The sequence below is a fragment of the Pseudomonas sp. TWP3-1 genome (genome assembly GCF_049896625.1).
GTDB lineage: Bacteria > Pseudomonadota > Gammaproteobacteria > Pseudomonadales > Pseudomonadaceae > Aquipseudomonas.
This window is the reverse complement of sequence record NZ_JAFCUQ010000010.1, coordinates 40,126-63,059: the sequence shown is the minus strand read 5'-3', so window position 1 is coordinate 63,059 and position 22,934 is coordinate 40,126. Positions and strand designations below refer to the sequence as shown.

Sequence of the window (22,934 nt, the reverse complement as noted above, 5' to 3'; positions counted from 1 at the left end):
TGCGGCAGCTCCTACACGGGATGTGTTGTGTCAGAAGGAATCGCCGGGGACGCGCACGAAACCTTCCATCAAAACCCGCGCGCTGCGGCTCATGATGGCTTTCTTTACGCTCCACTCGCCGTTTTCCAGAGTCGCTTCGGCGCCAACCCGTAACGTTCCCGACGGATGCCCAAAGCGCACCGCACTGCGCTCAACCCCGCCAGCCGCCAGATTCACCAACGTGCCGGAAATCGCCGCCGCCGTGCCAATCGCCACAGCCGCCGTGCCCATCATCGCGTGATGCAGCTTGCCCATCGACAAGGCGCGCACCAGCAGATCTACATCCCCCGCCGCAATCGCCTTCCCGCTGGAGGCCACGTAATCCGCAGGCTTGGCGACGAATGCGACTTTCGGCGTGTGTTGCCGTTTGGCCGCTTCGTTGAGATCGGAAATCAGGCCCATGCGCAATGCGCCGTGAGCCCGAATGGTTTCAAACATCGCCAGCGCTTTCAGGTCACCGTTGATCGCGCCTTGCAGTTCGGTGCCGGTGTAGCCGATGTCTTCAGCGTTGACGAAAATCGTCGGAATACCGGCGTTGATCATGGTTGCCTTGAAGGTGCCGACACCGGGCACTTGCAGATCGTCGATCAGGTTGCCGGTGGGAAACATCGAACCGGCGCCGCCCTCTTCTTCCGCCGCCGGGTCGATGAATTCGACCTGCACTTCAGCCGCAGGAAAGGTCACGCCGTCGAGCTCGAAATCACCGGTTTCCTGCACTTCACCGTTGGTGATCGGCACGTGCGCAATGATGGTTTTTCCAATGTTGGCCTGCCACACCCGGACCACGGCGACGCCGTTGTGCGGAATGCGCTCGGCATCCACCAGACCGTTGCTGATGGCAAACGAACCAACCGCTGCCGACAGGTTGCCGCAGTTGCCGCTCCAGTCCACGAACGGTTTGTCGATGGAGACCTGACCGAACAGGTAATCGACATCGTGATCAGCCTTGGTGCTTTTCGACAGGATCACGGTTTTGCTGGTGCTCGATGTCGCACCGCCCATGCCGTCGATCTGTTTGTCGTACGGATCGGGGCTGCCGATCACGCGCAATAACAAAGCATCGCGGGCCGGGCCTGCGACCTGTGCGGCTTCAGGCAGATCTTTCAGGCTGAAAAACACGCCTTTGCTGGTGCCGCCACGCATATAAGTGGCGGGGATTTTGATTTGTGCTGCGTGAGCCATGACTGCTCCTTTAAAGCGACCAAAGGATTCATCATCCTTTGGTCGCTTAAATTGTTTTAAAAGGCAACTGCCGACTCTTCGAGGAAGTCCTGAGCAAAGCGCTGCAACACGCCGCCGGCTTCGTAGATCGACACTTCTTCGGCGGTATCGAGGCGGCAGGTGACCGGCACATCGACGCGCTCGCCGTTCTTGCGGTCGATCACCAGCGTCAGATCCGCACGCGGCTTGCGCTCACCGATCACGTCGTAGGTTTCAGTGCCGTCGATGGCCAACGTATGGCGATCGGTGCCCGCTTTGAACTCCAGCGGCAACACGCCCATGCCCACCAGGTTGGTGCGGTGAATGCGCTCGAAACCTTCGGCGGCAATCGCTTCCACCCCGGCCAGGCGCACGCCTTTGGCCGCCCAGTCGCGGGAGGAACCCTGGCCGTAGTCAGCGCCGGCAATGATGATCAGCGGTTGCTTGCGCTCCATGTAGGTTTCGATGGCTTCCCACATGCGCATTACCTGGCCTTCCGGCTCGACACGGGCGAGCGAACCCTGTTTGACCTTGCCGTTTTCCACGACCATTTCATTGAACAGTTTCGGGTTGGCAAAGGTCGCGCGCTGCGCGGTCAGGTGGTCGCCACGGTGCGTTGCGTAAGAGTTGAAGTCCTCTTCCGGCAGGCCCATTTTCGCCAGGTATTCGCCGGCGGCGCTGTCGAGCATGATCGCGTTGGAGGGCGACAGGTGATCGGTGGTGATGTTGTCCGGCAGCACCGCCAGCGGGCGCATGCCTTTGAGCGGACGTGCGCCGGCCAACGCGCCTTCCCAGTACGGCGGACGGCGGATGTAGGTGCTCATTTCGCGCCAATCGTACAGCGGCGCGACCTTCGGGCCGGTGTCTTCGTGGATGGCAAACATCGGGATGTAGACCTGACGGAACTGCTCCGGCTTGACCGAGGATTTGACCACGGCGTCGATTTCTTCGTCGCTCGGCCAAATGTCTTTCAGGCGGATTTCCTTGCCATCGACCACGCCGAGCACGTCTTTTTCGATGTCGAAACGGATGGTGCCGGCAATCGCGTAAGCGACCACCAATGGTGGCGAAGCGAGGAACGCTTGCTTGGCGTACGGATGAATCCGCCCGTCGAAGTTGCGGTTACCCGAGAGTACGGCGGTGGCGTACAGATCGCGGTCGATGATTTCCTGCTGGATCACTGGATCGAGCGCACCGGACATGCCGTTGCAAGTGGTGCAGGCAAACGCGACGATGCCGAAACCAAGCTGCTCCAGCTCAGTGGTCAGCCCCGCTTCATCAAGGTACAGCGCCACGGTTTTCGAACCCGGCGCCAGCGACGACTTGACCCACGGTTTGCGCGTCAGTCCGAGTCGATTGGCGTTACGCGCGATCAGCCCGGCGGCGATCACGTTGCGCGGGTTGCTGGTGTTGGTGCAACTGGTGATGGCGGCGATGATTACCGCGCCGTCGGGCATTTGCCCCGGCACTTCATCCCATTGACCGGAGATGCCTTTGGCCGCCAGATCGCTGGTCGCGACGCGGGCGTGCGGGTTGCTCGGGCCGGCCATGTTGCGCACGACCGACGACAGATCGAAAGTCAGGCCGCGCTCGTATTGCGCGCCTTTCAGGCTGTCGGCCCACAGGCCAGTAGTCTTCGCGTAATGCTCGACGAGCTGCACTTGTTGGTCTTCGCGACCGGTAAGTTTCAGGTAGTCGATGGTTTGCTGGTCGATGTAAAACATCGCCGCCGTAGCGCCGTATTCCGGGGCCATGTTGGAGATGGTCGCGCGGTCGCCGAGGGTCAGCGCGGCGGCGCCTTCGCCGAAGAATTCCAGCCATGCGCCGACGACTTTCTGCTTACGCAGGTATTCGGTCAGCGCCAGCACCATGTCGGTGGCGGTGATGCCCGGTTGCAACTTGCCGGTCAGTTCAACACCGACGCTTTCCGGCAGACGCATCCACGACGCGCGGCCGAGCATCACGCTCTCGGCTTCGAGGCCGCCAACGCCAATCGCGATTACGCCCAGTGCATCGACGTGCGGGGTGTGGCTATCGGTGCCGACGCAGGTATCCGGGAACGCCACGCCGTCGCGCACCTGGATCACCGGAGACATTTTCTCCAGGTTGATCTGGTGCATGATGCCGTTGCCCGGCGGGATCACATCGACATTCTTGAAGGCCTTCTTCGTCCAGTTGATGAAGTGGAAACGGTCTTCGTTGCGACGGTCTTCGATGGCGCGGTTTTTCTCGAAGGCTTGCGCGTCAAAACCGCCGGCCTCGACTGCCAGCGAGTGGTCGACGATCAACTGGGTCGGCACCACCGGATTGACTTGCGCCGGGTCACCGCCCTGCAAGGCGATAGCATCGCGCAGACCGGCGAGGTCGACCAATGCGGTCTGCCCAAGAATGTCGTGGCACACCACGCGAGCCGGGAACCACGGGAAATCCAGGTCGCGCTTGCGTTCGATGAATTGTTTCAGGGACTCGGTCAGCGTGGCCGGATCGCAACGCCGCACGAGGTTTTCCGCCAGCACGCGCGAGGTGTACGGCAGGGTGTCGTAGGCGCCGGGCTGAATCGCATCGACCGCCGCACGGACGTCGAAGTAATCCAGAGGGGTACCGGGCAGGTTCTTGCGGAATTCTGTGTTCATCGGTCGGGACTCGGTCACGGTGATAACAAAAAGGTTGGGGCCTGACGCCAATCCTGAAATTCCCATCGAACCCTGTGGGAGCTGGCTTGCCAGCGATGACTGAGTCACATCCAGCATCGATGCTGACTGACCCACCGCTATCGCTGGCAAGCCAGCTCCCACAGTTTTTTTCGGTGAACTTCGAGATCAGTGCTGGGCCCTCACCATTCAGCGACGTTCGATTGGCACGAACTTGCGCTGTTCGACGCCGACGTATTCGGCGCTCGGGCGGATGATGCGGTTGTTGGCGCGCTGTTCGAACACGTGTGCGGCCCAGCCGGTCAGGCGCGAGCAGACGAAGATCGGCGTGAACAGCTTGGTCGGGATGCCCATGAAGTGGTACGTCGAGGCGTGGTAGAAATCGGCGTTGGGGAAGAGTTTCTTCTGCTCCCACATGGTCTTGTCGATCGCTTCGGAAACCGCGAACAGCACCTTGTCCCCGACTTCATCGGAAAGCTTTTTCGCCCAGCCCTTGATCACTTCGTTGCGTGGATCGCTGTCCTTATAGATCGCGTGGCCGAAGCCCATGATCTTGTCTTTGCGCTCGAGCATGCCGAGGGTGCCTTTGATCGCCTCGTCCGGCGACGAAAAGCGCTCGATCATTTCCATCGCCGCTTCGTTGGCGCCGCCATGCAGCGGGCCGCGTAGCGAGCCGATGGCCGCCGTTACGCAGGAATACAGATCAGACAACGTCGAAGCGCACACCCGGGCAGTGAAGGTCGAAGCGTTGAATTCGTGTTCGGCGTAGAGGATCAACGACACGTTCATCACTTTGACGTGCAGTTCGCTCGGCTTCTTGTCGTGCAGCAAGTGCAGAAAGTGGCCGCCGATGGTTGGTTCATCGCTGACGCAATTGATGCGTTTGCCATCGTGACTGAAGCGATACCAGTAGCACATGATCGCCGGGAACGCGGCCAGCAGGCGGTCGGTCTTGTCCAGTTGCTCGGAGAAGTCTTGCTCCGGTTCGATGTTGCCAAGGAAGGAGCAACCGGTGCGCATCACGTCCATCGGGTGGGCGTCGGCGGGAATGCGCTCAAGCACTTCTTTCAGCGCTTGCGGCAGATCGCGCAGCTTGCCGAGTCTTTGCTGGTAGTCGGCGAGCTGGGTTTTGCTAGGGAGTTCGCCGTACAGCAGCAGGTACGCCACTTCTTCGAACTGCGCATCTGCGGCCAGTTCGCGCACGTCATAGCCGCGATAGGTCAGCCCGGCACCAGCCTGGCCCACGGTCGACAGAGCGGTTTGCCCGGCAACCTGGCCCCGGAGCCCGGCGCCACTGAGTACTTTTGCTTCGGCCATTGTTTTCTCCAATCTTGAATTTGTTAGGGAGGCTGGCGGCGTTTATTTTTTCGCCGCAAACAACGCATCGAGCTTCTGCTCGAACGTGTGGTAATCGATGCGATCGTAGAGCTCCATGCGAGTCTGCATGGTGTCGATGACATTCTGCTGCGTACCGTCGCGGCGGATCGCGGTGTAGACGTTTTCCGCAGCCTTGTTCATCGCGCGGAACGCCGACAGCGGGTACAACACAAGCGATACATCGGCCCCGGCCAGTTGCTCGGTGGTGTACAGCGGCGTCGCGCCGAATTCGGTGATGTTGGCCAGAATCGGCGCTTTCACGCGGCTGGCGAACAGCTTGTACATCTCCAGCTCGGTGATGGCTTCCGGGAAGATCATGTCAGCACCGGCCTCGATGCACGCAGCAGCGCGATCGAGTGCCGATTCGAGACCTTCAACCGCCAGCGCATCGGTGCGGGCCATGATCACGAAGCTGTCATCGGTGCGCGCATCGACCGCCGCCTTGATGCGGTCAACCATTTCCTGCTGCGAGACGATTTCTTTGCCAGGACGATGGCCGCAACGCTTGGCGCCGACCTGATCCTCGATGTGAATCGCCGCCGCGCCGAACTTGATCATCGACTTCACAGTGCGCGCGACGTTGAACGCCGAGGAACCGAAACCGGTATCGACATCCACCAGCAACGGCAGATCGCAGACGTCGGTGATGCGGCGCACATCGGTGAGCACGTCATCCAGGCCGGTGATGCCCAGATCCGGCACCCCGAGAGAGCCTGCGGCCACCCCGCCACCGGACAGGTAAATCGCTTTGAAACCGGCGCGCTTGGCCAGCAATGCGTGGTTGGCGTTGATCGCGCCGACCACTTGCAGCGGATGCTCGCTGGCGACCGCATCGCGAAAACGCTGGCCTGGAGTTTTCTGGTTGGAACTCATGACTCACCTCGTTCAGTGACTGTCGGGTTGGCGCCGTCTTGATAATGACGGGCGATATTGCGTTTCGAAGCGCCGATGTGCCGGCGCATCAACAATTCGGCCAGCTCGCCGTCACGGTCGGCGATGGCATCGAGAATCCGGTGGTGCTCGGCAAAGGCCTGACGCGGACGGTTGGGCGTGGTGGAAAACTGGATGCGGTACATGCGCACCAGTTGGTACAGCTCGCCGCAGAGCATCTGGGTCAGGGTGCGGTTGCCGCTGCCCTGGATGATCCGGTAATGAAAGTCGAAATCGCCTTCCTGCTGGTAATAACCGACGCCGGCCTGAAACGCCGCATCGCGCTCGTGGGTTTCGAGGACCCGGCGCAGTTCGTCGATTTCTTCGACGGTCATGCGTTCCGCCGCCAGACGGCAGGCCATGCCTTCAAGGGATTCGCGGATTTCGTAGAGTTCGAGCAATTCGGCATGGCTCAGCGAGACCACGCGTGCGCCGACGTGCGGTACGCGCACCAGCAAGCGCTGGCCTTCCAGACGATGGATCGCCTCACGCAGCGGCCCACGGCTGATGCCGTAGGTACGCGCCAGCTCCGGCTCGGAGATCTTGCTGCCCGGGGCGATTTCACCTTTGACGATGGCCGCCTGAATGCGCCGAAAGACGTTTTCCGAAAGTGTCTCGGAATCGTCACCGCTGATCACCGGGGGATCGAGTTGATCCAGCATATTGTCGACACCTTGAAATCCAATGCGGCAAAAACTAGCGAATCAATGCCAATCAGTCAAAGGATAAATACACATTGTCGACAATCGTCTAATAAGCCACTGATTCAGCCCCAAGGGTTATAGACCCGCTCGGCGGCTGGCGCCATAAAACCACCGTGCTAGAATGCCGCCCGCATTTGCCAGTCATTTGCACGGCTTGTCATAAAAAGCTGATAGGCACACGTAGGCGCTTGCGCAGTCATTGCCCAACGCCTTGCACCGAGAAACGGAACGCTGCGCACCAGGATTTATGAGACTCAAGCCCTTCTCCACCTTCTTTTATATGCTCTGCCTGCCCGGCCTCGCCTTGGCGGGGGAAAAAACCGTGTACGGCCTCAATGAATACGCAGCGCTGGACGGTATCAATCTGCAAGTCGCGGCCAAACTCGACACCGGCGCCAAAACCGCCTCACTGAGCGCCCGCGACATCAAACGCTTCAAACGCAACGGCGAGTCGTGGGTACGCTTCTATCTGGCCATCGACGCCGCGCATTCGCACCCGCTCGAACGGCCGCTGGCACGGGTCAGCAAAATCAAGCGCCGCGCCGGCGACTACGATCCGGAAGAGGGCAAGAAGTACACCGCTCGTCCGGTGATCGAGCTGGATATCTGCATGGGTTCGGCAATGCGCAGTATAGAAGTGAACCTGACCGACCGAAGTGCGTTCCAATATCCGCTTTTGATCGGCTCCGAAGCGCTGAAACGCTTCGACGCGCTGGTCGATCCCAGTCTTAAATACGCTGCCGGCAAACCTGCCTGCGCCATCGCCGCTCATACCGCCGAGTAATTTCCATGCGTTCTCTAACCTTCCACCTGAAAATCCTGATCACCATTCTGGTGCTGCTCGGCGTTTCGGTTACGGCCTATCAGATTTTCGTGCTCGGCATCCCGGTGACCGAAGACGCCACCGACGACTTGTGGAACATCGACGCCAAAGTCGAGTTCGTCGCCAGCACCAAGGATCCGGTGAAGATCCAGATGTTCGTGCCGCCCCTGAGTCGCGACTACGTCAGCCTCAATGAAAGCTTCATCTCGAACAATTACGGAGTAGCGGTCAACCGGGTTGACGGCAACCGCAAGGTGACGTGGTCAGCGCGGCGTGCCAAGGGCAATCAGACGCTGTATTACCGTCTGGTGCTGACCAAGCGCTACACCGCTGAAAAAACCAAGATCAAAGGCCCGACCTTCCGCGACAGCATGGTCATCGAAGGCGCGGAAAAAATCGCCGCCGAAGCCCTGCTCGCGCCGATCCGCCAGCACTCCGCCGACGTCGAAACCTTCATCGGCGAAGCGATCAAACGCGTCAACAATCTCAACGACGATAACGTGAAACTGCTGCTGGCCGGCGATCCGTCCACCGCGCACAAAGCCAAGATCGTCGAATTGCTGCTATCGATCGCCCACGTACCGGTAGAAAAAGTCCACACCCTGCGTCTGGTCGCCGATCAGCCGCAAACCCCGGAACTGTGGCTGCGCAGCTTCAATGGCGCCGACTGGTTGTACTTCAACCCGGAAACCGGTGAGCAAGGCCTGCCGACCGACCGCCTGCTGTGGTGGACCGGCGACGAAAACCTGATCACCGTCGACGGCGGCAAAAAAGCCAACGTGACCTTCAGCCTGAACAACAGCGAGATGAACGCGATTCGTCTGGCCAAGCTGACCGACGAAAACACCGACGCCAACTTCCTCGATTACTCGCTGTACGGACTGCCGCTGCAAACCCAGCAGACCTTCATGATCATGGTGATGATCCCGATTGGCGTGCTGGTGATCCTGATCCTGCGCAACCTGATCGGCCTGCAGACCTTGGGCACGTTCACCCCGGTGTTGATCGCCCTGGCCTTCCGCGAGACGCAACTCGGGTTCGGCATTCTGCTGTTTACCGTGATTACCGCACTGGGGCTGTCGTTACGTTCGTATCTGGAACATCTGAAGCTGCAAATGCTGCCGCGACTCTCGGTGGTGTTGACCTTTGTCGTGGTGTTGATCGCGGCGATCAGTCTCTTTAGTCACAAGCTTGGTCTGGAACGCGGTCTGTCGGTGGCGCTGTTCCCGATGGTGATTCTGACCATGACCATCGAACGCCTGTCGATCACCTGGGAAGAACGCGGTGCCGGACATGCGATGAAAGTGGCGATCGGCACGCTGTTCGCGGCGTCGCTGGCGCACCTCATCATGAGCGTGCCGGAGCTGGTGTACTTCGTGTTTACCTTCCCGGCGATCCTGCTGATTCTGGTGGGCTTCATGCTGGCAATGGGTCGCTATCGCGGTTATCGCCTGACCGAACTGGTGCGCTTCAAGGCTTTCCTGAAGAAGGCTGACGCCTGATGTTCGGTTTCTGGAAGACCTGGAAGGCCCTGGAAGCCCGGGGCATCATGGGCATCAATCGGCGTAACGCGGACTACGTGCTCAAGTACAACAAACGCAGTCTGTACCCGATTGTCGATGACAAGATCATCACCAAGGAGCGCGCGATCAAGGCCGGCATTCATGTGCCGGAACTGTACGGCGTGATTTCCACCGAGAAGGAAATCGACAAGCTCGACGAGATCATCGGCGCGCGCAGCGACTTCGTGATCAAACCGGCCCAAGGCGCGGGCGGCGACGGCATCATCGTGATCGCCGACCGTTTCGAGGGCCGCTATCGCACGATCTCGGGCAAGATCCTTGCCCACGAAGAGCTTGAACATCACATCTCAAGCATCCTCACCGGCCTGTATTCACTGGGCGGACACCGCGACCGCGCACTGATCGAATACCGCGTGACCCCGGACCAGATCTTCAAAAGCATCAGCTATGAAGGCGTGCCGGACATCCGCATCATCGTGCTGATGGGCTATCCGGTGATGGCCATGCTGCGCTTGCCGACTCGCCAGTCCGGCGGCAAGGCCAACCTGCACCAAGGCGCGATCGGTGTCGGCGTTGACCTGGCCACCGGCCTGACCCTGCGCGGCACCTGGCTGAACAACATCATCACCAAACACCCGGACACCACCAACGCGGTAGACGGTGTGCAACTGCCCTACTGGGACGGCTTCATGAAACTCGCTGCGGGCTGCTACGAGCTGTGCGGGTTGGGGTATATCGGCGTGGACATGGTGCTGGATCAGGAAAAAGGCCCGCTGATTCTTGAGCTGAATGCGCGGCCGGGGCTGAATATTCAGATCGCCAACGATTGCGGGCTGACGTTGCGTACGCATGCGGTTGAAGCGCGTCTGGAAGAGTTGAAGGCGCGTGGGGTGTCAGAGACGGTTGAGGAGCGTGTGGCGTTTGCGCAGGAATTGTTTGGGCATATTCCGGCGGTCGAGGGTTGATCCCGAACATGCCGACCTGTTCCGTACACCCCCTACCCTACCGCGCCAACCCCGCCGACTACTTCGCGGCAATCCGTCATGCCCCTGGCGCAGTGCTGCTCGACAGCGGCCGGCCGAGCGCAGAACGTGGCCGTTATGATTTGCTTAGCGCCTGGCCGCTGGAACAGCTCGCAGTTCTGCCAGACGAAAGCGGCAGTCTTTTCCTGCAACGCCTGCGCGAAAACCTGACCCGTTTGGGCGAAGCGGATTTGCCCGACGGTTATGAACTGCCATTCGCTGGCGGTCTGATCGGCTATCTGAGTTACGACTTCGGTCGGCATCTGGAACATCTGCCGAGCGAGGCGCGGGATGATCTGCAACTGCCGGATGCGCGGTTCGGGCTGCATGACTGGGCGTTGATCTCGGATCACCTTTTGGCGACCAGCCAATTGGTGTTTCATCCTTCAGTGAGTGCCGACGAGCAGCGCCGGCTGATTGATCTGTTCACTCAATTGACGACAGAGGCTTCGGCACCTTTTTCGTTAAATAGTCCGATGACGGCCGATTTGTCGGCAGATGAATACCGCCAGGCCTTCGAGCGCATTCAGCATTACATTCAGGCCGGCGATTGCTACCAGGTCAACTTCGCACAACGCTTTCGCGCCCAGTGCCAAGGTGATCCATGGCTGGCCTATTGCGCATTGCGCGCGGCGTGCCCAACACCCTTCTCCGGTTTCCAGAGCCTGCCCGACGGCGGCGCAGTGTTGAGCCTGTCCCCCGAGCGCTTCGTCAAAGTCAGCCAGCGCCAGGTCGAAACCCGCCCAATCAAGGGCACTCGCCCACGCGGTCTGACGCCTGCCGAAGACGCCACCAATGCCGCCGAGTTACTGGCCAGCCCCAAGGATCGCGCCGAAAACCTGATGATCGTCGATCTGTTGCGCAACGACCTTGGGCGCACTTGCCGCATCGGTTCGGTGCGGGTGCCGGAGTTGTTCAGTCTGGAAAGTTATCCGAACGTGCATCACCTGGTCAGCAGCGTGACCGGCGAACTGGCCGATGACCGCGATGCGCTGGACCTGATCGCCGGCAGCTTTCCCGGCGGTTCGATCACCGGCGCACCGAAGATTCGGGCGATGCAGATCATCGACGAGCTAGAGCCGACCCGGCGCGGGTTGTACTGCGGTTCGTTACTGTATCTGGACGTGCGCGGCGAGATGGACAGCTCCATCGCGATTCGCAGTTTGCTGGTCAAGGATGGGCAGGTATGTTGCTGGGGCGGTGGCGGGATTGTGGCCGATTCCGACTGGCAAGCCGAATATCAGGAATCGATCACCAAAGTGAAGATCCTCCTGCAAACCCTGCACACCCTTTAATTAACTGTGGCGAGGGAGCTTGCTCCCGCTGGGGTGCGAAGCGCCCCCAGAATTTGTGCGACTGCTACGCAGCCGAGCGGGAGCAAGCTCCCTCGCCACAGAAAGTGATTAGAGACTCAGATTGCGGTTCGAGGCTTTGATGAATTGCTGCTTCAACTCGGCAAAGGTATGCACCGCCGGGAACTGCGGAAACTCGCGAATCACATTGTCCGGCGCATGAAACAGAATCCCCGCATCCGCTTCACCGAGCATGCTCGTGTCGTTGTAGGAATCGCCCGCGGCAATCACCCGGTAATACAGGCTTTTGAACGCCAACACTGACTGGCGCTTCGGATCTTTCTGACGCAGTTGATAGCTGGTGACCCGCCCGCTGTCGTCCGTAATCAGACGATGACAAAGCAAGGTCGGGAAGCCCAGCTGACGCATCAGCGGTTGGGAAAATTCGTAGAAGGTGTCCGATAGAATCACCACCTGAAAGCGCTCGCGCAGCCAGTTGACGAACTCCACCGCGCCATCCAGCGGCTTGAGCGTGGCGATCACTTCCTGAATGTCCGAGAGTTTCAAGCCGTGTTCGTCGAGGATGCGCAGGCGCTGCTGCATCAGAACATCGTAATCGGGAATATCCCGGGTGGTGGCCTTGAGGGATTCGATTCCGGTTTTCTCGGCGAAGGCGATCCAGATTTCCGGCACCAACACCCCTTCAAGATCAAGACAGGCAATTTCCACAGGACACTCCGTTTGTAATGTTTATTGAGTCGAGCGAGCCCGAACTCTAGCGGCTCGACCCGGCCCGTGCAACGCACAGCACGCCCCGGCCAACGCGACTTTTTGTTAACATCGCCGCCATATAGAGCGCCCAGCGCCACCGACCTGTAGGAAGCCGCCCTGATGAGCCCAACGTTCGACGTCGTGGAACTCGCCACGACCTATGCCAACAAATCCGCGCAAGACATCCTCAAACTGGCCTTCGCCGAGTTCGGTGACGAGTTGTGGATATCTTTCAGCGGCGCCGAGGATGTGGTGCTGGTGGACATGGCCTGGAAGCTCAACAAGAACGTCAAAGTCTTCAGTCTCGACACCGGGCGCCTGCACCCGGAGACCTACCGCTTCATCGATCAGGTGCGCGAGCACTACAAGATCGACATCGAATTGGTGTCGCCGGACTACACAAAACTCGAACCGTTCGTGAAGGAAAAAGGCCTGTTCAGTTTCTACAAGGACGGCCACGGCGAATGCTGCGGGATCCGCAAGATCGAGCCGCTGCGCCGTAAACTGTCCGGCGTCAAAGCCTGGGCTACTGGCCAGCGCCGTGACCAGAGCCCGGGCACCCGCAGCGCGGTAGCGGTACTGGAAATCGACACTGCGTTCTCGACTCCGGAACGCACGCTGTACAAGTTCAACCCGTTGGCGCAGATGACCAGCGAGGAAATCTGGGGCTACATCCGCATGCTTGAGCTGCCGTACAACAGCCTGCATGAGCGCGGCTTTATCAGCATCGGCTGCGAACCCTGCACCCGCCCGGTGCTGCCAAACCAGCACGAGCGCGAAGGTCGCTGGTGGTGGGAAGAAGCCACGCAAAAAGAGTGTGGGCTGCACGCCGGGAACATCATCGGCAAATCCAAGGCTTAGCCAACACCCGGTTTCAAGCCGGGTTCAGACTGCACTGAAGCGTTTGGCCAGTCCCTGCTCGGCAAACTGCTCGATGACGAAATCGACAAATGCTCGAGTTTTGCCGGGCAGCAATTTGTGCTCCGCGTAATAGATCGAGATGTTGCCATCGTCGACGTACCAGTCCGGCAACACTCGCTGTAAACGCCCGGTGTCCAGATAACCAACGGCAAACGGCATGCTTACTAACGCAATGCCCAAGCCCTGCGCCGCCGTGGCGCAAGCGGCCTCGGAATCGCTCATGGTCATTCGCACTCGCAGGATCAAGGGGCTGTGTTGTTGCTTGCGATCGCTCAACTGCCACGAGCGCACGCGGCCGGTTTGCGGTGAGCGGATCAGAATACCGTCGTGATCCTTCAGGTCCTCCGGCTGATTAATTGCCGGGTGGCTATCCAGATATTCGCGAGACGCCACCAATACCCTATGCGCCGGAGTCAGCTTGCGCGCGACCACGCCTTGCGGCAGCTCAAATCCGCCGCCAATCGCCGCATCAAAACCCTGCCCGATAAGATCCACCTGACGGTTATCGAAATGCCAGTCCGGGTTGATCGCCGGGAAGCGCCGCAGGAACTCCCCAAGCAGCGGCACGATGTACAGCCGCCCAAACACCGTGCCCATGCTGACTTTCAACGTACCCGCCGGTTGCCCTTCGGCGCTGGCCAGATTCGCCACAGCATTCTGGATCGTGGTGAGGCTGGCGCTGACCTCGCTCAAAAATAGTTGCCCGGCCTCGGTCAGCGTCAAACTGCGGGTACTGCGCTGAAACAGCCTTACGCCAAGACGTGCTTCGAGTTTCGCCACGCTTTTGCCGACCGCTGCCGGAGTCAGACTGAGGCGTCTGGCGGCTTCGGCGAAGCTGCCGACCTCGGCACTGCGGACGAAGCATTCGATACTACTGAATGTTTCCATGGTCGCCACTATAAACTTCTGGTTTACACAGACTATAGCAACCTCGGGCTACACGGTTGCTGGCTGGCGGCAGATACTCGACTCCGACACCAAGGCAGCCTGCCTTGAAATTTCTGGAGATCGCACATGACCACTCAAAACCTCAGCGGTAAAGTCGCTCTGATTCAAGGCGGCTCTCGCGGCATCGGCGCCGCCATCGTCAAACGTCTGGCCGCCGAAGGCGCAGCAGTGGCCTTCACTTATGTAAGCTCCGACGCCAAGGCTCAGGAACTGCAGAACAGCATCACCGGCAACGGCGGCAAAGCCCTCGCAATCAAGGCCGACAGTGCCAACGCCGATGCCATCCGCAGCGCCGTGGCTGCCACCGTTGAAGCCTTTGGCCGCCTCGATATCCTGGTCAACAACGCAGGCATCCTCGCCATCGCGCCGCTGGAAGATTTCAAACTGGAAGACTTCGATCAGACCCTGGCGATCAACGTACGCAGCGTGTTCATCGCTTCCCAGGAGGCCGCCAAGCACATGGGCGAAGGCGCGCGCATCATCAATATCGGCAGCACCAACGCCGATCGCATGCCCTTCGGTGGTGGCAGTGTGTATGCGATGAGCAAATCGGCACTGGTTGGGCTGACCAAAGGCCTGGCACGCGATCTCGGCCCACGCGGCATCACCATCAACAACGTGCAGCCCGGCCCGGTCGACACCGACATGAACCCGGCCCACGGCGAGTTCGCCGACAGCCTGATACCGCTGATGGCGGTCGGCCGTTACGGCAAGGCTGAAGAAATCGCCAGCTTCGTCGCCTACCTGGCAGGCCCTGAAGCCGGCTACATCACCGGTGCCAGCCTGACCATCGACGGGGGTTTCGGCGCCTGACAGTTTTTGAGTCTGCAGAATGAAAAACGCCGCCCTTCCTTTATGGAGGGGCGGCGTTTTTTTGCTTACGGTTACGTCAGGCCCAATCCAGCGCCGGCAATCCGCAGGCACTTGGAGTGAACGCTTTCAACGTACGAAGAATCCCGTCGGCGTGTGCGTATTTTTCATCGGCCATCGCCGCATCAGGAATCGCGATGGCGGTCATGCCTGCCGCTTTGGCCGCCGTCACGCCGAATGGCGAGTCCTCGAACACCAGACAATCTTCCGGCGCCACACCCAAACGCCGGGCAGCCGTCAGGAAGATATCCGGCGCCGGTTTGGCTGCGCCAACCTCCGGGTCATCCGCCGTCACGATGAAGTCGAACAGCGCAAACCACTCGCGGTGCAACGTGGTTTTCTGAGCGAACGACTGACGCGATGAACTGGTGCCGACCGCAATCGGAATGTTGTGCGCCTTGAGGTGACGCACCAGTTCCTCTGCCCCCGCCATCGCCTGGGCAGTGGGAAAACGCTCGCGCATCAACGGTTCGCGGATCACCAGAAACTCTTCAGCCGTGATCGGCAGATCCAGCGCCTCAACCACGTAGCGCGCCAGATCACCTGCGCCACGGCCAATGATGTTCTGCTTGATGCTCCAGTCGAAGGTGCGTCCGTACCGCGCCGCAATCATCGACGTGACCTCGGTGTAGATGCCCTCGGTGTCCAGCAGCAAACCGTCCATATCGAAAATCACGGCCTTGATCGGGCCGAACGCCTTCAGCGGTGCATTCATCATCGGATCCGTCAGCAATGTCATCCAGCCCCGCGCCGTTGAGGCAGCAGCACGGATCTGATTAAAGGGTTCAGCAGCATAACGAGCGTGATCGCCATTGGGCAACGGGCAATCTCTGCTGTTTGGTTTAAACCAGTCGCAGGCAATTAGCGAAATACCCTACAGCCACCGCCTACTTGGCTGACTTCTTTCCCGTTTGATCCCCCGCACAGTTGCGCGCCTTCCATCGAATTGCGCGAGCGACTGCGAATGCTTCCACCCGATCCTCTGCTGAAACTCAATAACACCATTGGTTTGCTGGTGGTCGCGGCGCTGAATCCCGAGCAGCCCGACGCCGAAGCGCTGTTCGGCGAATTTCGCCTGTGTTTGAACAACTACGACGCCTGGGCCGAGCAGTTCTGGACTGGAACGGCGCTGGATGTCGAGCAGGTGTTCAAGGTCGGCAACGATGTGTCGCTGACTGCGCCGATCAAGTCGCGCAAGGCCGTCAGTCCGTCGGTGTTCATGTGCCCTGCCCAAGGTCCGTTGACCCTGGTGCACATGTTCGATGCGGCGCGGTTTGTGCCGATTGGTAATACGCCGGTGATGCTGGAACCGGTGGTTGCCGAGGTTGATGGCGTCCTCAGCTACGGCGAACCGCTGCATCACACCATCGGCCCCAGCGGCATTCTCGAGGTGTCCGACTGCAATCGGGGCCAGCGTTATCGCATCACCTTCTTTCCTGATGTTTCCTCCGAGCATGTCAAAACGCTGTACGCGTCTTATCAAGGTCTCATCGATGGACTTGAGGTCTGGCTGCGTGGGGAATGGGCAGGGTTTGAGCCGCAGTGGAAGGAGTTTTCCAGTGGCGGGTTCAGTGAGCGTTATGGCTTGTTGCAACAGGCTGACTGGCGCGGTTTTGAGAGCGCGTTAAACGGCGTCTGGGACGACGTGAAGCAAGTGTTTGCGCTGCTTGCGGACTTGCAGGCCAACAGCGAAAAACTCCTGGCGTATTTATCGGCGCTTGAACTGGACGCCCTGTTGAGCGCCTCGGCCGAGGCCATCGCCAACGGGTTGTTGATGCTCAGTGACGAGCCGCTGCTGTTTATTCATCTGGCGGCGTTTACCAGTTGGTTGAAGATGCTGCCGCCGCAGTATCTGGCCGAGGTGGTAGCGGAAGTTCGCGCCGAGTTGCTGATTGGCTTTCTGCTGATGTGCGTTGGGCGCGGCATGGGCGTGAAGCTGCTGTTGAGCGCCAAGGTCCTCTCCAAGATCAAATCGCCGCGTGCGCGGGAGTGGTTGTCGGCGGCGGCATTGCGTTTGGCTGAGCTGACCTCCGAGCCCGATCTGACCCGGCATGCGAATGCGCTGAGGCCGCTGGCGGTCAATGCGCGGCAGGCACCGTTGAAGCCGACGCCGACCGTGCCGCTGGAGATTCGTCAGGGCGAGGCGCCGGTTTTGACGGTGCCCAACCCGGCGGCGATCTCGCGCAACAAGTCACAAGACATGACGCGGCTGGAGCGGCACGAGCCTCGGGATGAGGCGTCGGATCAGGCGAAAAACCCCAACGGTGACAGCGCGGATTGTGCGCCGCTGACCTGCACCAACGGCTGCCCGGTATCGATGGTCACTGGCGAGGAATTGTTGACGCTGACCGACGGTTCCCTCGATGGATTGCTGCCGTTCGAGTTCACTCGGTTGTATCGCAACAGCGCCGCCGAGATCGACGTCGGCCTGGGCTTTGGCTGGAGCCATTCGCTGGCGCATCGGCTGGAGATCGACGGTGACGCGGTTGTCTGGGTCGATCACGAGAACCGGCGCACGCGCTTTCCGCTGCCGAGTGTTGCGCGCCCGGCGATTCACAACAGCCTGTCGCGCGCGGCGATATTTCTCGGGGATGAGCCGGAGGAACTGATCCTCGCACTGGCCGGGGAAACAGCGCGCTTTTATCACTTTCGCGCTGGGCGGCTGACGGCGATCAGTGATGCCTACGACAACCGCTTGCTGGTGTCGCGCGATCGTCAGGATCGTATTCAGCGGCTGGATAACGGTGCGGGGCGTTGCCTGTTTCTGCGCTATGAGCGCACGCACCTGGTGGCGGTGGATTATCAGGTGTTGCGCGAGGCGGTCTGGCGCAGTCAGCAGACCCTCGTCAGCTACCGCTACGACGCCCGTCAGCGGCTGATCGAGGCGACCAACGCGGTCGGCGACAGCGAGCGTTACGACTACGACGATCAGCACGTCATCCTCCAGCGGCAACTCAGCGGTGGGGCGAGTTTCTTCTGGGCGTGGGAACGGTCCGGCAAAGCGGCGCGCTGCGTGCGGCACTGGGCGTCGTTTTCGCAGATGGACACGCGCTATGTCTGGGATGACGCCGGCAGTGTCGCGGTGCAGTACGTCGATGGCACCGAGGAAACGTACGTCCATGACGACCGTGCGCGGCTGGTGCGCAAGGTCGCGGCGGATGGTGGTGAGCAGCTCAAGGCTTACGACGATGCGGGGCGGTTGATTGCCGAGCAGGATGCGTTGGGGGCGGTCACCGAGTATCGCTATGACGATGCCGGACGCCTGATTGCGCTGATTCCACCGGAAGATGCGCCCACGTCCTACGAGTATCGCAACGGTTTCCTGCACACCCGTTCGCGCGGGGAGGCGGTGTGGACCTACCGGCGTAATGCGCAGGGTGATGTGACCGAGTTGGTCGATCCTGACGGGCATGTCACGCATTACCACTACGACCCGCAAGGTCGGTTGCTGTCGATCCGTTATCCGGACACCAGCCGCCATGTGCTGGTGTGGAACGACCTAGGGCAGTTGGTCGAGGAAACCCTGCCCGATGGCGGCGTACGCCAGTTTTCCTACGACGCTTTGGGGCGGCGGATTACCACCCGCGACGAACACGGCGCGCTTACTCTGCAGACTTGGGACGCCGTCGGCCGACTGCTGCAGACGATCGCTCCGACCGGTGCCAGCCGCGCCTACAGCTACAGCCCCTACAACCAGATCACCGCCGAGCGCGATGAACTGGGTCGCATCACCCGCTACGAGTACGACGACGATCTGCACCTGGTCAGCCGCCGGATCAATCCGGACGGCACGCAGGTGCAGTATCGCTACGACCATGCGCAGCTGCTGCTCACACAGATCGAGAACGAGTCCGGTGAAAAGTATCTTCTGGACTACACGCCGACGGGATTGATCCGACAGGAAACCGGTTTCGACGGCAGGCGCACCGCTTACGGCTACGACCGCAACGGGCATCTGCTGGAGAAAACCGAGTTTGGCGATGACGGTTCGACGCTGGTCACCGCTTACGAGCGTGATGCGGCTGGACGTCTGCTGGTCAAGACCCTGCCCGATGGCGAGCGTGTGGAATACCGCTACGACCGCCTCGGCCGACTCAGCGGCGTCGACGATGGCCAGCGGCACCCGCTGGAATTTGCCTACGACACTCAGGACCGGCTGATCACCGAACACCAGGGCTGGGGCACCCTGCGTTACGCCTACGACGCCTGCGGCCAGCTCAAACGCCTGCGCCTGCCGGACAACAGCAAACTCGACTACCTGTACGCCAAGGGTGGCGCACTCACCGCGATCAACCTCAACGGCGCGCAGCTGACCCGTCACGTCTACCAGTCCGGTCGTGAGCAACAACGCCAGCAAGGCCTGCTGCTCAGCGAATATACCTACGACGAACAAGGTCGTTTACAGGCGCACGCCGTAGGCCATCAGCGCAGTTCGGTGTATCGCCGCGATTATGCCTACAGCGCCAACGGCAATCTGGAGCAGATCGCCGACACCCGCCACGGCCAGCGCAACTACCAGTACGACGCCCTCGACCGGCTGATCCGGGTGTGCCACACCCGCGACCATCTGCCGGAAAGCTACGCTCACGACCCGGCCGGCAACCTGCTGATGCAGGATCGTCCGGGACCGAGCAGCGTCAAGGGCAACCGCCTGCTGGCCCAGGGCGACCGCCACTACGACTACGACGCCTTCGGCAACCTGATCCGCGAACGCCGCGGCCTCGCGCAACAACTGATCACCGAATACCGCTACGACAGCCAGCACCGCCTGATCGGCCTGATCGGCCCCGACGGAACAACCGCCAGCTACCGCTACGACGCCTTCGGCCGGCGCATCAGCAAAACCGTCGACGGCCAGACCACCGAATTCTTCTGGCAAGGCGACCACCTCGTCGCCGAAAGCAGCAAAACCCAACACCGCAGCTTCATCTACGAACCCGGCACCTTCCGCCCGCTCGCGATGCTCGACGGCAAAGGCCCAAAACGCGCCTGCCCGTTCTACTACCAACTCGACCACCTGGGCACGCCGCAGGAACTCACCGACTACAGCGGCGACATCGCCTGGTCGGCGCAGTACGCCGCGTACGGCAAAACCACCTCGGTGGAACTGGCCGGCGAAGACTACCTCGACCAGCCGCTGCGTTTTCAGGGGCAGTACTTCGATGAAGAAAGTGGCCTGCATTACAACCGGCATCGGTATTACGATCCGGATGTTGGGCGGTACCTGACGCCAGATCCGGTGAAGTTGGCGGGTGGGCTGAATCAGTACCAGTACGTGCCGAATCCGACGGGGTGGGTGGATCCGTTGGGGTTGAGTTCCAACTGTCCGCCGCCGAACAAGCCGGGTTGTGCGGTTCCGGGTGATGTAGCCAACGTAAAAGTTGATAAGGGCGCGCCAGAATTACCTACTATTAATCATGGCGTCGACCCTAAGACTTTAAAGCGAACACATGCAATATCGGGAAAAACCTCGACAAAGCGAGTCGAGAACATAATCCAAGAAATGCGAAATACTGGATACGACAATGAATATCCAATAGACGTAGTGGAACACGATAACGAGTTCTACATTCTTGACGGTCATCACCGCGCAGCGGCTGCTAGAAAAACGACAACGAACGTCACCATAAAGTTGATAACCAACATAAGAGAACATTTCGGTACTCTAAACAACCTTGAAGAAGTACTAGAGTCCGCAAATAATGTCGGCAATGACAGACTGGAGCATCACAGAAGAAGATGAGCAGACCAGAAAAAAATCTTGAAGATTTGATCACCGACTTTCTGTCTAAAGTAGATCGTGGTACGAAGCTATTAGAGGCGAAATTTGGAACTCGGAATATTCTCAGACTATGGCGAAGCAACCTAATACAAAGATGCGGAATTATAACCGATGAGGCTCACTACGAATTGCATGGGGTCGGGTGCGCTATACACTTCCCAACGGAATCCGTGGATTTCGACTATGGTTCGAACAGCCGCACTGACGGGTTTGACATTTGGCGTCTGTATATGTACGCCGATGACCGGCCTATGGTTTATAAAAAATACTGCGATAAAAAAACACTTGAAAAAGAATTTTGGGAGTACGTATCTGCACAAAAAATAGAAAAAATGTCGGCCGAAGACAATCTTTACATATTAGTCCGCCCGAAAATTAAATAGACGAACTACGTACTCTCAAGCACAAAATCGACAGTTTTTCTCTAGTTGCGTCGCTTATCAAAAGGGCCTGTCCCACAGGCCCTTAAAACTCGACGATGATGCATGTGCCCTACTCAACGCGAACACTCACCAATCACTGCTCATCCTCATCCTCGTCATACTCCATATCCGCCTCATCAGAATCATTCAACGGCACCGTCGCATCATCCATCAGCGACCCCGGATCTTCATTCCCCGGATCATTCAACTCGCGCTTCTCCGGATCATTGATAAACGGCACTCCGCTCGGGCCCTTCTCTTCCTTGCCTTCAGTCTCTGCGTTCATGGCATGCCTCGCATTGTTCGGGAATGTATAAAGTTCGAAAGTCCCCGCGGCCAAACGTTCCGATTTGCGAATCGCAGATGCAAAAAACCCGGCATCACGCCGGGTTTCCAGAGATTCGACAATTAATCAGTCATGCCGATTCTTGTGTTTGTTCTTGTGCTTGTGCTTATGGCCGCTGCCAGAGTGGGATTTGCCGTCATCGTTACCGAGGTTACTGCCCACAGCGCCACCCGCTGCGCCACCAAGACCTGCACCGATAGTCGAGCCGGTCGAGCCGCCAATGCTGTTACCAATCACCGATCCACCCGCCGAACCCAAACCGCCACCAATCGCCGCTTCAGTGCGGCTGCCTTTGCGGGCGCCAACTGCGCTACCCGCCGCGCCGCCGACACCTGCGCCAACCGCTGCGCCTGTGCTGCCGCCGAGTTGTCCGCCAATCACGTTGCCAAGTGCACCGCCTAGCCCGCCTCCGACAGCGGCCGTGCCATCGCCAGCGGCCATGGCGCCTTGAGCCACAAACAATCCGAAAAACAGTGCAGATAGTGTCAAACGCATTTGAACCTCACAGTTCCCGAACCGGGACGGTATGCCCACGCAGTGGGCTATGTGCCATTAGAGCTGTTTACTCGACAAACGTTCAGCGATGAAAAAAAGACATCAAGCCGAACATTTTCGTACGTGATTTCGCTTAGTGACGCTTGTGGCCTTTCGACAAATTGCTACCGACCGCGCCACCGGCTGCACCACCCAGACCTGCACCAATGGTCGCGCCGGTACGGCCGCCGAGGCTGTTACCAATCACCGAACCGCCCGCCGCGCCGACACCGCCGCCAATAGCCGCTTTCGTCCGGCTGCCTTTGCGCGCCGCCATTGCGCTGCCGGCCGCGCCTGCTACACCGGCACCAATCGCGCCACCCGTGCTGCCACCCATTTTCTGGCCGAGCACGTTACCCAGCGCGCCGCCCAGACCACCGCCAACCGCAGCCGTGCCGTCGCCGGCAGCCATCGCGCCTTGAGCGACCAGAAGGCCAAGAACCAGAGCAGGCAATGTTAAACGCATGACGAAAACCTCAACAATAGGGATGAGCAAAGGGCGGGGATTGAATGCCGTTACGGCGGTAAAGTCCAGACAAAGTCCAACACCACTGCGCACCAGGCGCCAATTGGACAGCGATTATGCAAAAGGTTTTATCGCGGACAAAAAAAAGCCCGCTGGGGAGACGGGCTGGAGACTTGCTTTCTAACGGATGGCTTCACCTTAGATCGACGGCTGTGAAAAGTTTGTGAAAACAATCGAACGAGGTGTACCGATCTGTAGGAAATTTCTACGCCCCGACGCTAGATACAAAAAACCCCGTGCGATGACGGGGTTT

19 protein-coding genes are annotated in these 22,934 nt (G+C 59.7%); 8 read left to right on the top strand and 11 right to left on the bottom strand.

Translation table 11 applies throughout. The annotated features are described in order from the left end of the window. Positions 1–30: 30 nt before the first annotated feature. The 5 genes from prpF to ACP7BN_RS15425 form a co-directional block, all read right to left on the bottom strand. The gene (prpF, locus tag ACP7BN_RS15445; RefSeq protein WP_426205111.1) at positions 31–1,221 is read right to left on the bottom strand and encodes a 2-methylaconitate cis-trans isomerase PrpF; all 1,191 of its coding nucleotides are present in this window, start codon (positions 1,219–1,221) and stop codon (positions 31–33) included. 56 nt (positions 1,222–1,277) lie between these two features. Further along, positions 1,278–3,872, bottom strand: coding sequence for a Fe/S-dependent 2-methylisocitrate dehydratase AcnD (gene acnD / locus ACP7BN_RS15440; RefSeq protein WP_426205110.1), 2,595 nt, complete (start codon positions 3,870–3,872; stop codon positions 1,278–1,280). 207 nt (positions 3,873–4,079) lie between these two features. After that, positions 4,080–5,207 carry a bifunctional 2-methylcitrate synthase/citrate synthase gene (gene prpC / locus ACP7BN_RS15435; RefSeq protein WP_426205109.1) on the bottom strand — a complete coding sequence of 376 codons (1,128 nt, stop codon included), beginning with the start codon at positions 5,205–5,207 and terminating at the stop codon, positions 4,080–4,082. Between the two features lie 42 nt (positions 5,208–5,249). Beyond that, positions 5,250–6,140 (bottom strand): methylisocitrate lyase, encoded by an 891-nt coding sequence (prpB, locus tag ACP7BN_RS15430; protein WP_426205108.1) that lies wholly within the window; start codon positions 6,138–6,140, stop codon positions 5,250–5,252. After that, positions 6,137–6,856 (bottom strand): GntR family transcriptional regulator, encoded by a 720-nt coding sequence (locus tag ACP7BN_RS15425; RefSeq protein WP_426205204.1) that lies wholly within the window; start codon positions 6,854–6,856, stop codon positions 6,137–6,139. The genes prpB and ACP7BN_RS15425 overlap by 4 nt, the downstream gene beginning before the upstream one ends. Positions 6,857–7,148: 292 nt before the next feature. Here ACP7BN_RS15425 and ACP7BN_RS15420 point away from each other — a divergent pair, with 292 nt between their 5' ends. The 4 genes from ACP7BN_RS15420 to pabB are packed head-to-tail and all read left to right on the top strand — an operon-like array spanning position 7,149 to position 11,564. After that, on the top strand, positions 7,149–7,685 hold the full coding sequence (locus ACP7BN_RS15420) for an ATP-dependent zinc protease (RefSeq protein WP_426205107.1): 537 nt from the start codon (positions 7,149–7,151) through the stop codon (positions 7,683–7,685). A 5-nt stretch (positions 7,686–7,690) separates the two neighbouring features. Beyond that, a complete protein-coding gene (locus ACP7BN_RS15415) occupies positions 7,691–9,226 on the top strand; it encodes an inactive transglutaminase family protein (protein ID WP_420648822.1) in 1,536 nt (511 codons plus the stop codon). After that, complete coding sequence (locus ACP7BN_RS15410; RefSeq protein ID WP_426205106.1) at positions 9,226–10,212, top strand: alpha-L-glutamate ligase-like protein; 987 nt, start codon at positions 9,226–9,228, stop codon at positions 10,210–10,212. The genes ACP7BN_RS15415 and ACP7BN_RS15410 overlap by 1 nt, the downstream gene beginning before the upstream one ends. Positions 10,213–10,220: 8 nt before the next feature. Then, entirely contained in the window at positions 10,221–11,564 is a 1,344-nt protein-coding gene (gene pabB, locus ACP7BN_RS15405; RefSeq protein WP_426205105.1) for an aminodeoxychorismate synthase component I, read from the top strand. Positions 11,565–11,672: 108 nt separating this feature from the next. Here the strand turns inward: pabB and thrH are convergent, their stop codons facing one another. After that, positions 11,673–12,290, bottom strand: a complete 618-nt coding sequence (gene thrH / locus ACP7BN_RS15400; RefSeq protein ID WP_426205104.1) for a bifunctional phosphoserine phosphatase/homoserine phosphotransferase ThrH — start codon at positions 12,288–12,290, stop codon at positions 11,673–11,675. A 162-nt stretch (positions 12,291–12,452) separates the two neighbouring features. Here thrH and ACP7BN_RS15395 point away from each other — a divergent pair, with 162 nt between their 5' ends. Then, complete coding sequence (locus tag ACP7BN_RS15395) at positions 12,453–13,193, top strand: phosphoadenylyl-sulfate reductase (protein ID WP_420648826.1); 741 nt, start codon at positions 12,453–12,455, stop codon at positions 13,191–13,193. Positions 13,194–13,217: 24 nt separating this feature from the next. Here the strand turns inward: ACP7BN_RS15395 and ACP7BN_RS15390 are convergent, their stop codons facing one another. Further along, entirely contained in the window at positions 13,218–14,141 is a 924-nt protein-coding gene (locus tag ACP7BN_RS15390) for a LysR family transcriptional regulator (protein WP_426205103.1), read from the bottom strand. Positions 14,142–14,267: 126 nt separating this feature from the next. Between ACP7BN_RS15390 and ACP7BN_RS15385 the strand changes: the two genes are divergently transcribed. Further along, on the top strand, positions 14,268–15,014 hold the full coding sequence (locus tag ACP7BN_RS15385; RefSeq protein ID WP_420648828.1) for a 3-oxoacyl-ACP reductase family protein: 747 nt from the start codon (positions 14,268–14,270) through the stop codon (positions 15,012–15,014). Between the two features lie 76 nt (positions 15,015–15,090). Here ACP7BN_RS15385 and ACP7BN_RS15380 read toward each other — a convergent pair whose 3' ends face one another. Further along, entirely contained in the window at positions 15,091–15,786 is a 696-nt protein-coding gene (locus tag ACP7BN_RS15380; protein ID WP_426205203.1) for an HAD-IA family hydrolase, read from the bottom strand. A gap of 249 nt (positions 15,787–16,035) precedes the next feature. Here ACP7BN_RS15380 and ACP7BN_RS15375 point away from each other — a divergent pair, with 249 nt between their 5' ends. Together ACP7BN_RS15375 and ACP7BN_RS15370 are read left to right on the top strand one after the other, a co-directional pair. Then, entirely contained in the window at positions 16,036–20,814 is a 4,779-nt protein-coding gene (locus ACP7BN_RS15375; RefSeq protein ID WP_426205102.1) for an RHS repeat-associated core domain-containing protein, read from the top strand. Further along, positions 20,811–21,236, top strand: coding sequence for a DUF6896 domain-containing protein (locus tag ACP7BN_RS15370; RefSeq protein WP_426205101.1), 426 nt, complete (start codon positions 20,811–20,813; stop codon positions 21,234–21,236). The genes ACP7BN_RS15375 and ACP7BN_RS15370 overlap by 4 nt, the downstream gene beginning before the upstream one ends. A gap of 133 nt (positions 21,237–21,369) precedes the next feature. On the opposite strand, the gene ACP7BN_RS15365 is transcribed toward ACP7BN_RS15370, so the two are convergent. The 3 genes from ACP7BN_RS15365 to ACP7BN_RS15355 form a co-directional block, all read right to left on the bottom strand. Beyond that, on the bottom strand, positions 21,370–21,561 hold the full coding sequence (locus ACP7BN_RS15365; protein ID WP_420650451.1) for a hypothetical protein: 192 nt from the start codon (positions 21,559–21,561) through the stop codon (positions 21,370–21,372). A gap of 126 nt (positions 21,562–21,687) precedes the next feature. Continuing rightward, entirely contained in the window at positions 21,688–22,116 is a 429-nt protein-coding gene (locus ACP7BN_RS15360; protein ID WP_420651505.1) for a glycine zipper domain-containing protein, read from the bottom strand. Positions 22,117–22,249: 133 nt separating this feature from the next. Further along, the gene (locus ACP7BN_RS15355; RefSeq protein ID WP_420650449.1) at positions 22,250–22,621 is read right to left on the bottom strand and encodes a glycine zipper domain-containing protein; all 372 of its coding nucleotides are present in this window, start codon (positions 22,619–22,621) and stop codon (positions 22,250–22,252) included. Positions 22,622–22,934 lie beyond the last annotated feature (313 nt).

Coding starts and splice junctions, on each gene's coding strand:
- ACP7BN_RS15410 (WP_426205106.1), top strand. CDS start 9,226: ATGTTCGGTTTCTGGAAGACCTGGAAGGCCCTGGAAGCCCGGGGCATC.
- ACP7BN_RS15385 (WP_420648828.1), top strand. CDS start 14,268: ATGACCACTCAAAACCTCAGCGGTAAAGTCGCTCTGATTCAAGGCGGC.
- ACP7BN_RS15375 (WP_426205102.1), top strand. CDS start 16,036: ATGCTTCCACCCGATCCTCTGCTGAAACTCAATAACACCATTGGTTTG.
- ACP7BN_RS15380 (WP_426205203.1), bottom strand. CDS start 15,786: ATGAATGCACCGCTGAAGGCGTTCGGCCCGATCAAGGCCGTGATTTTC.
- prpB (WP_426205108.1), bottom strand. CDS start 6,140: ATGAGTTCCAACCAGAAAACTCCAGGCCAGCGTTTTCGCGATGCGGTC.
- ACP7BN_RS15415 (WP_420648822.1), top strand. CDS start 7,691: ATGCGTTCTCTAACCTTCCACCTGAAAATCCTGATCACCATTCTGGTG.
- ACP7BN_RS15360 (WP_420651505.1), bottom strand. CDS start 22,116: ATGCGTTTGACACTATCTGCACTGTTTTTCGGATTGTTTGTGGCTCAA.
- pabB (WP_426205105.1), top strand. CDS start 10,221: ATGCCGACCTGTTCCGTACACCCCCTACCCTACCGCGCCAACCCCGCC.
- ACP7BN_RS15355 (WP_420650449.1), bottom strand. CDS start 22,621: ATGCGTTTAACATTGCCTGCTCTGGTTCTTGGCCTTCTGGTCGCTCAA.
- acnD (WP_426205110.1), bottom strand. CDS start 3,872: ATGAACACAGAATTCCGCAAGAACCTGCCCGGTACCCCTCTGGATTAC.
- ACP7BN_RS15365 (WP_420650451.1), bottom strand. CDS start 21,561: ATGAACGCAGAGACTGAAGGCAAGGAAGAGAAGGGCCCGAGCGGAGTG.
- prpC (WP_426205109.1), bottom strand. CDS start 5,207: ATGGCCGAAGCAAAAGTACTCAGTGGCGCCGGGCTCCGGGGCCAGGTT.
- ACP7BN_RS15420 (WP_426205107.1), top strand. CDS start 7,149: ATGAGACTCAAGCCCTTCTCCACCTTCTTTTATATGCTCTGCCTGCCC.
- ACP7BN_RS15395 (WP_420648826.1), top strand. CDS start 12,453: ATGAGCCCAACGTTCGACGTCGTGGAACTCGCCACGACCTATGCCAAC.
- ACP7BN_RS15370 (WP_426205101.1), top strand. CDS start 20,811: ATGAGCAGACCAGAAAAAAATCTTGAAGATTTGATCACCGACTTTCTG.
- ACP7BN_RS15390 (WP_426205103.1), bottom strand. CDS start 14,141: ATGGAAACATTCAGTAGTATCGAATGCTTCGTCCGCAGTGCCGAGGTC.
- prpF (WP_426205111.1), bottom strand. CDS start 1,221: ATGGCTCACGCAGCACAAATCAAAATCCCCGCCACTTATATGCGTGGC.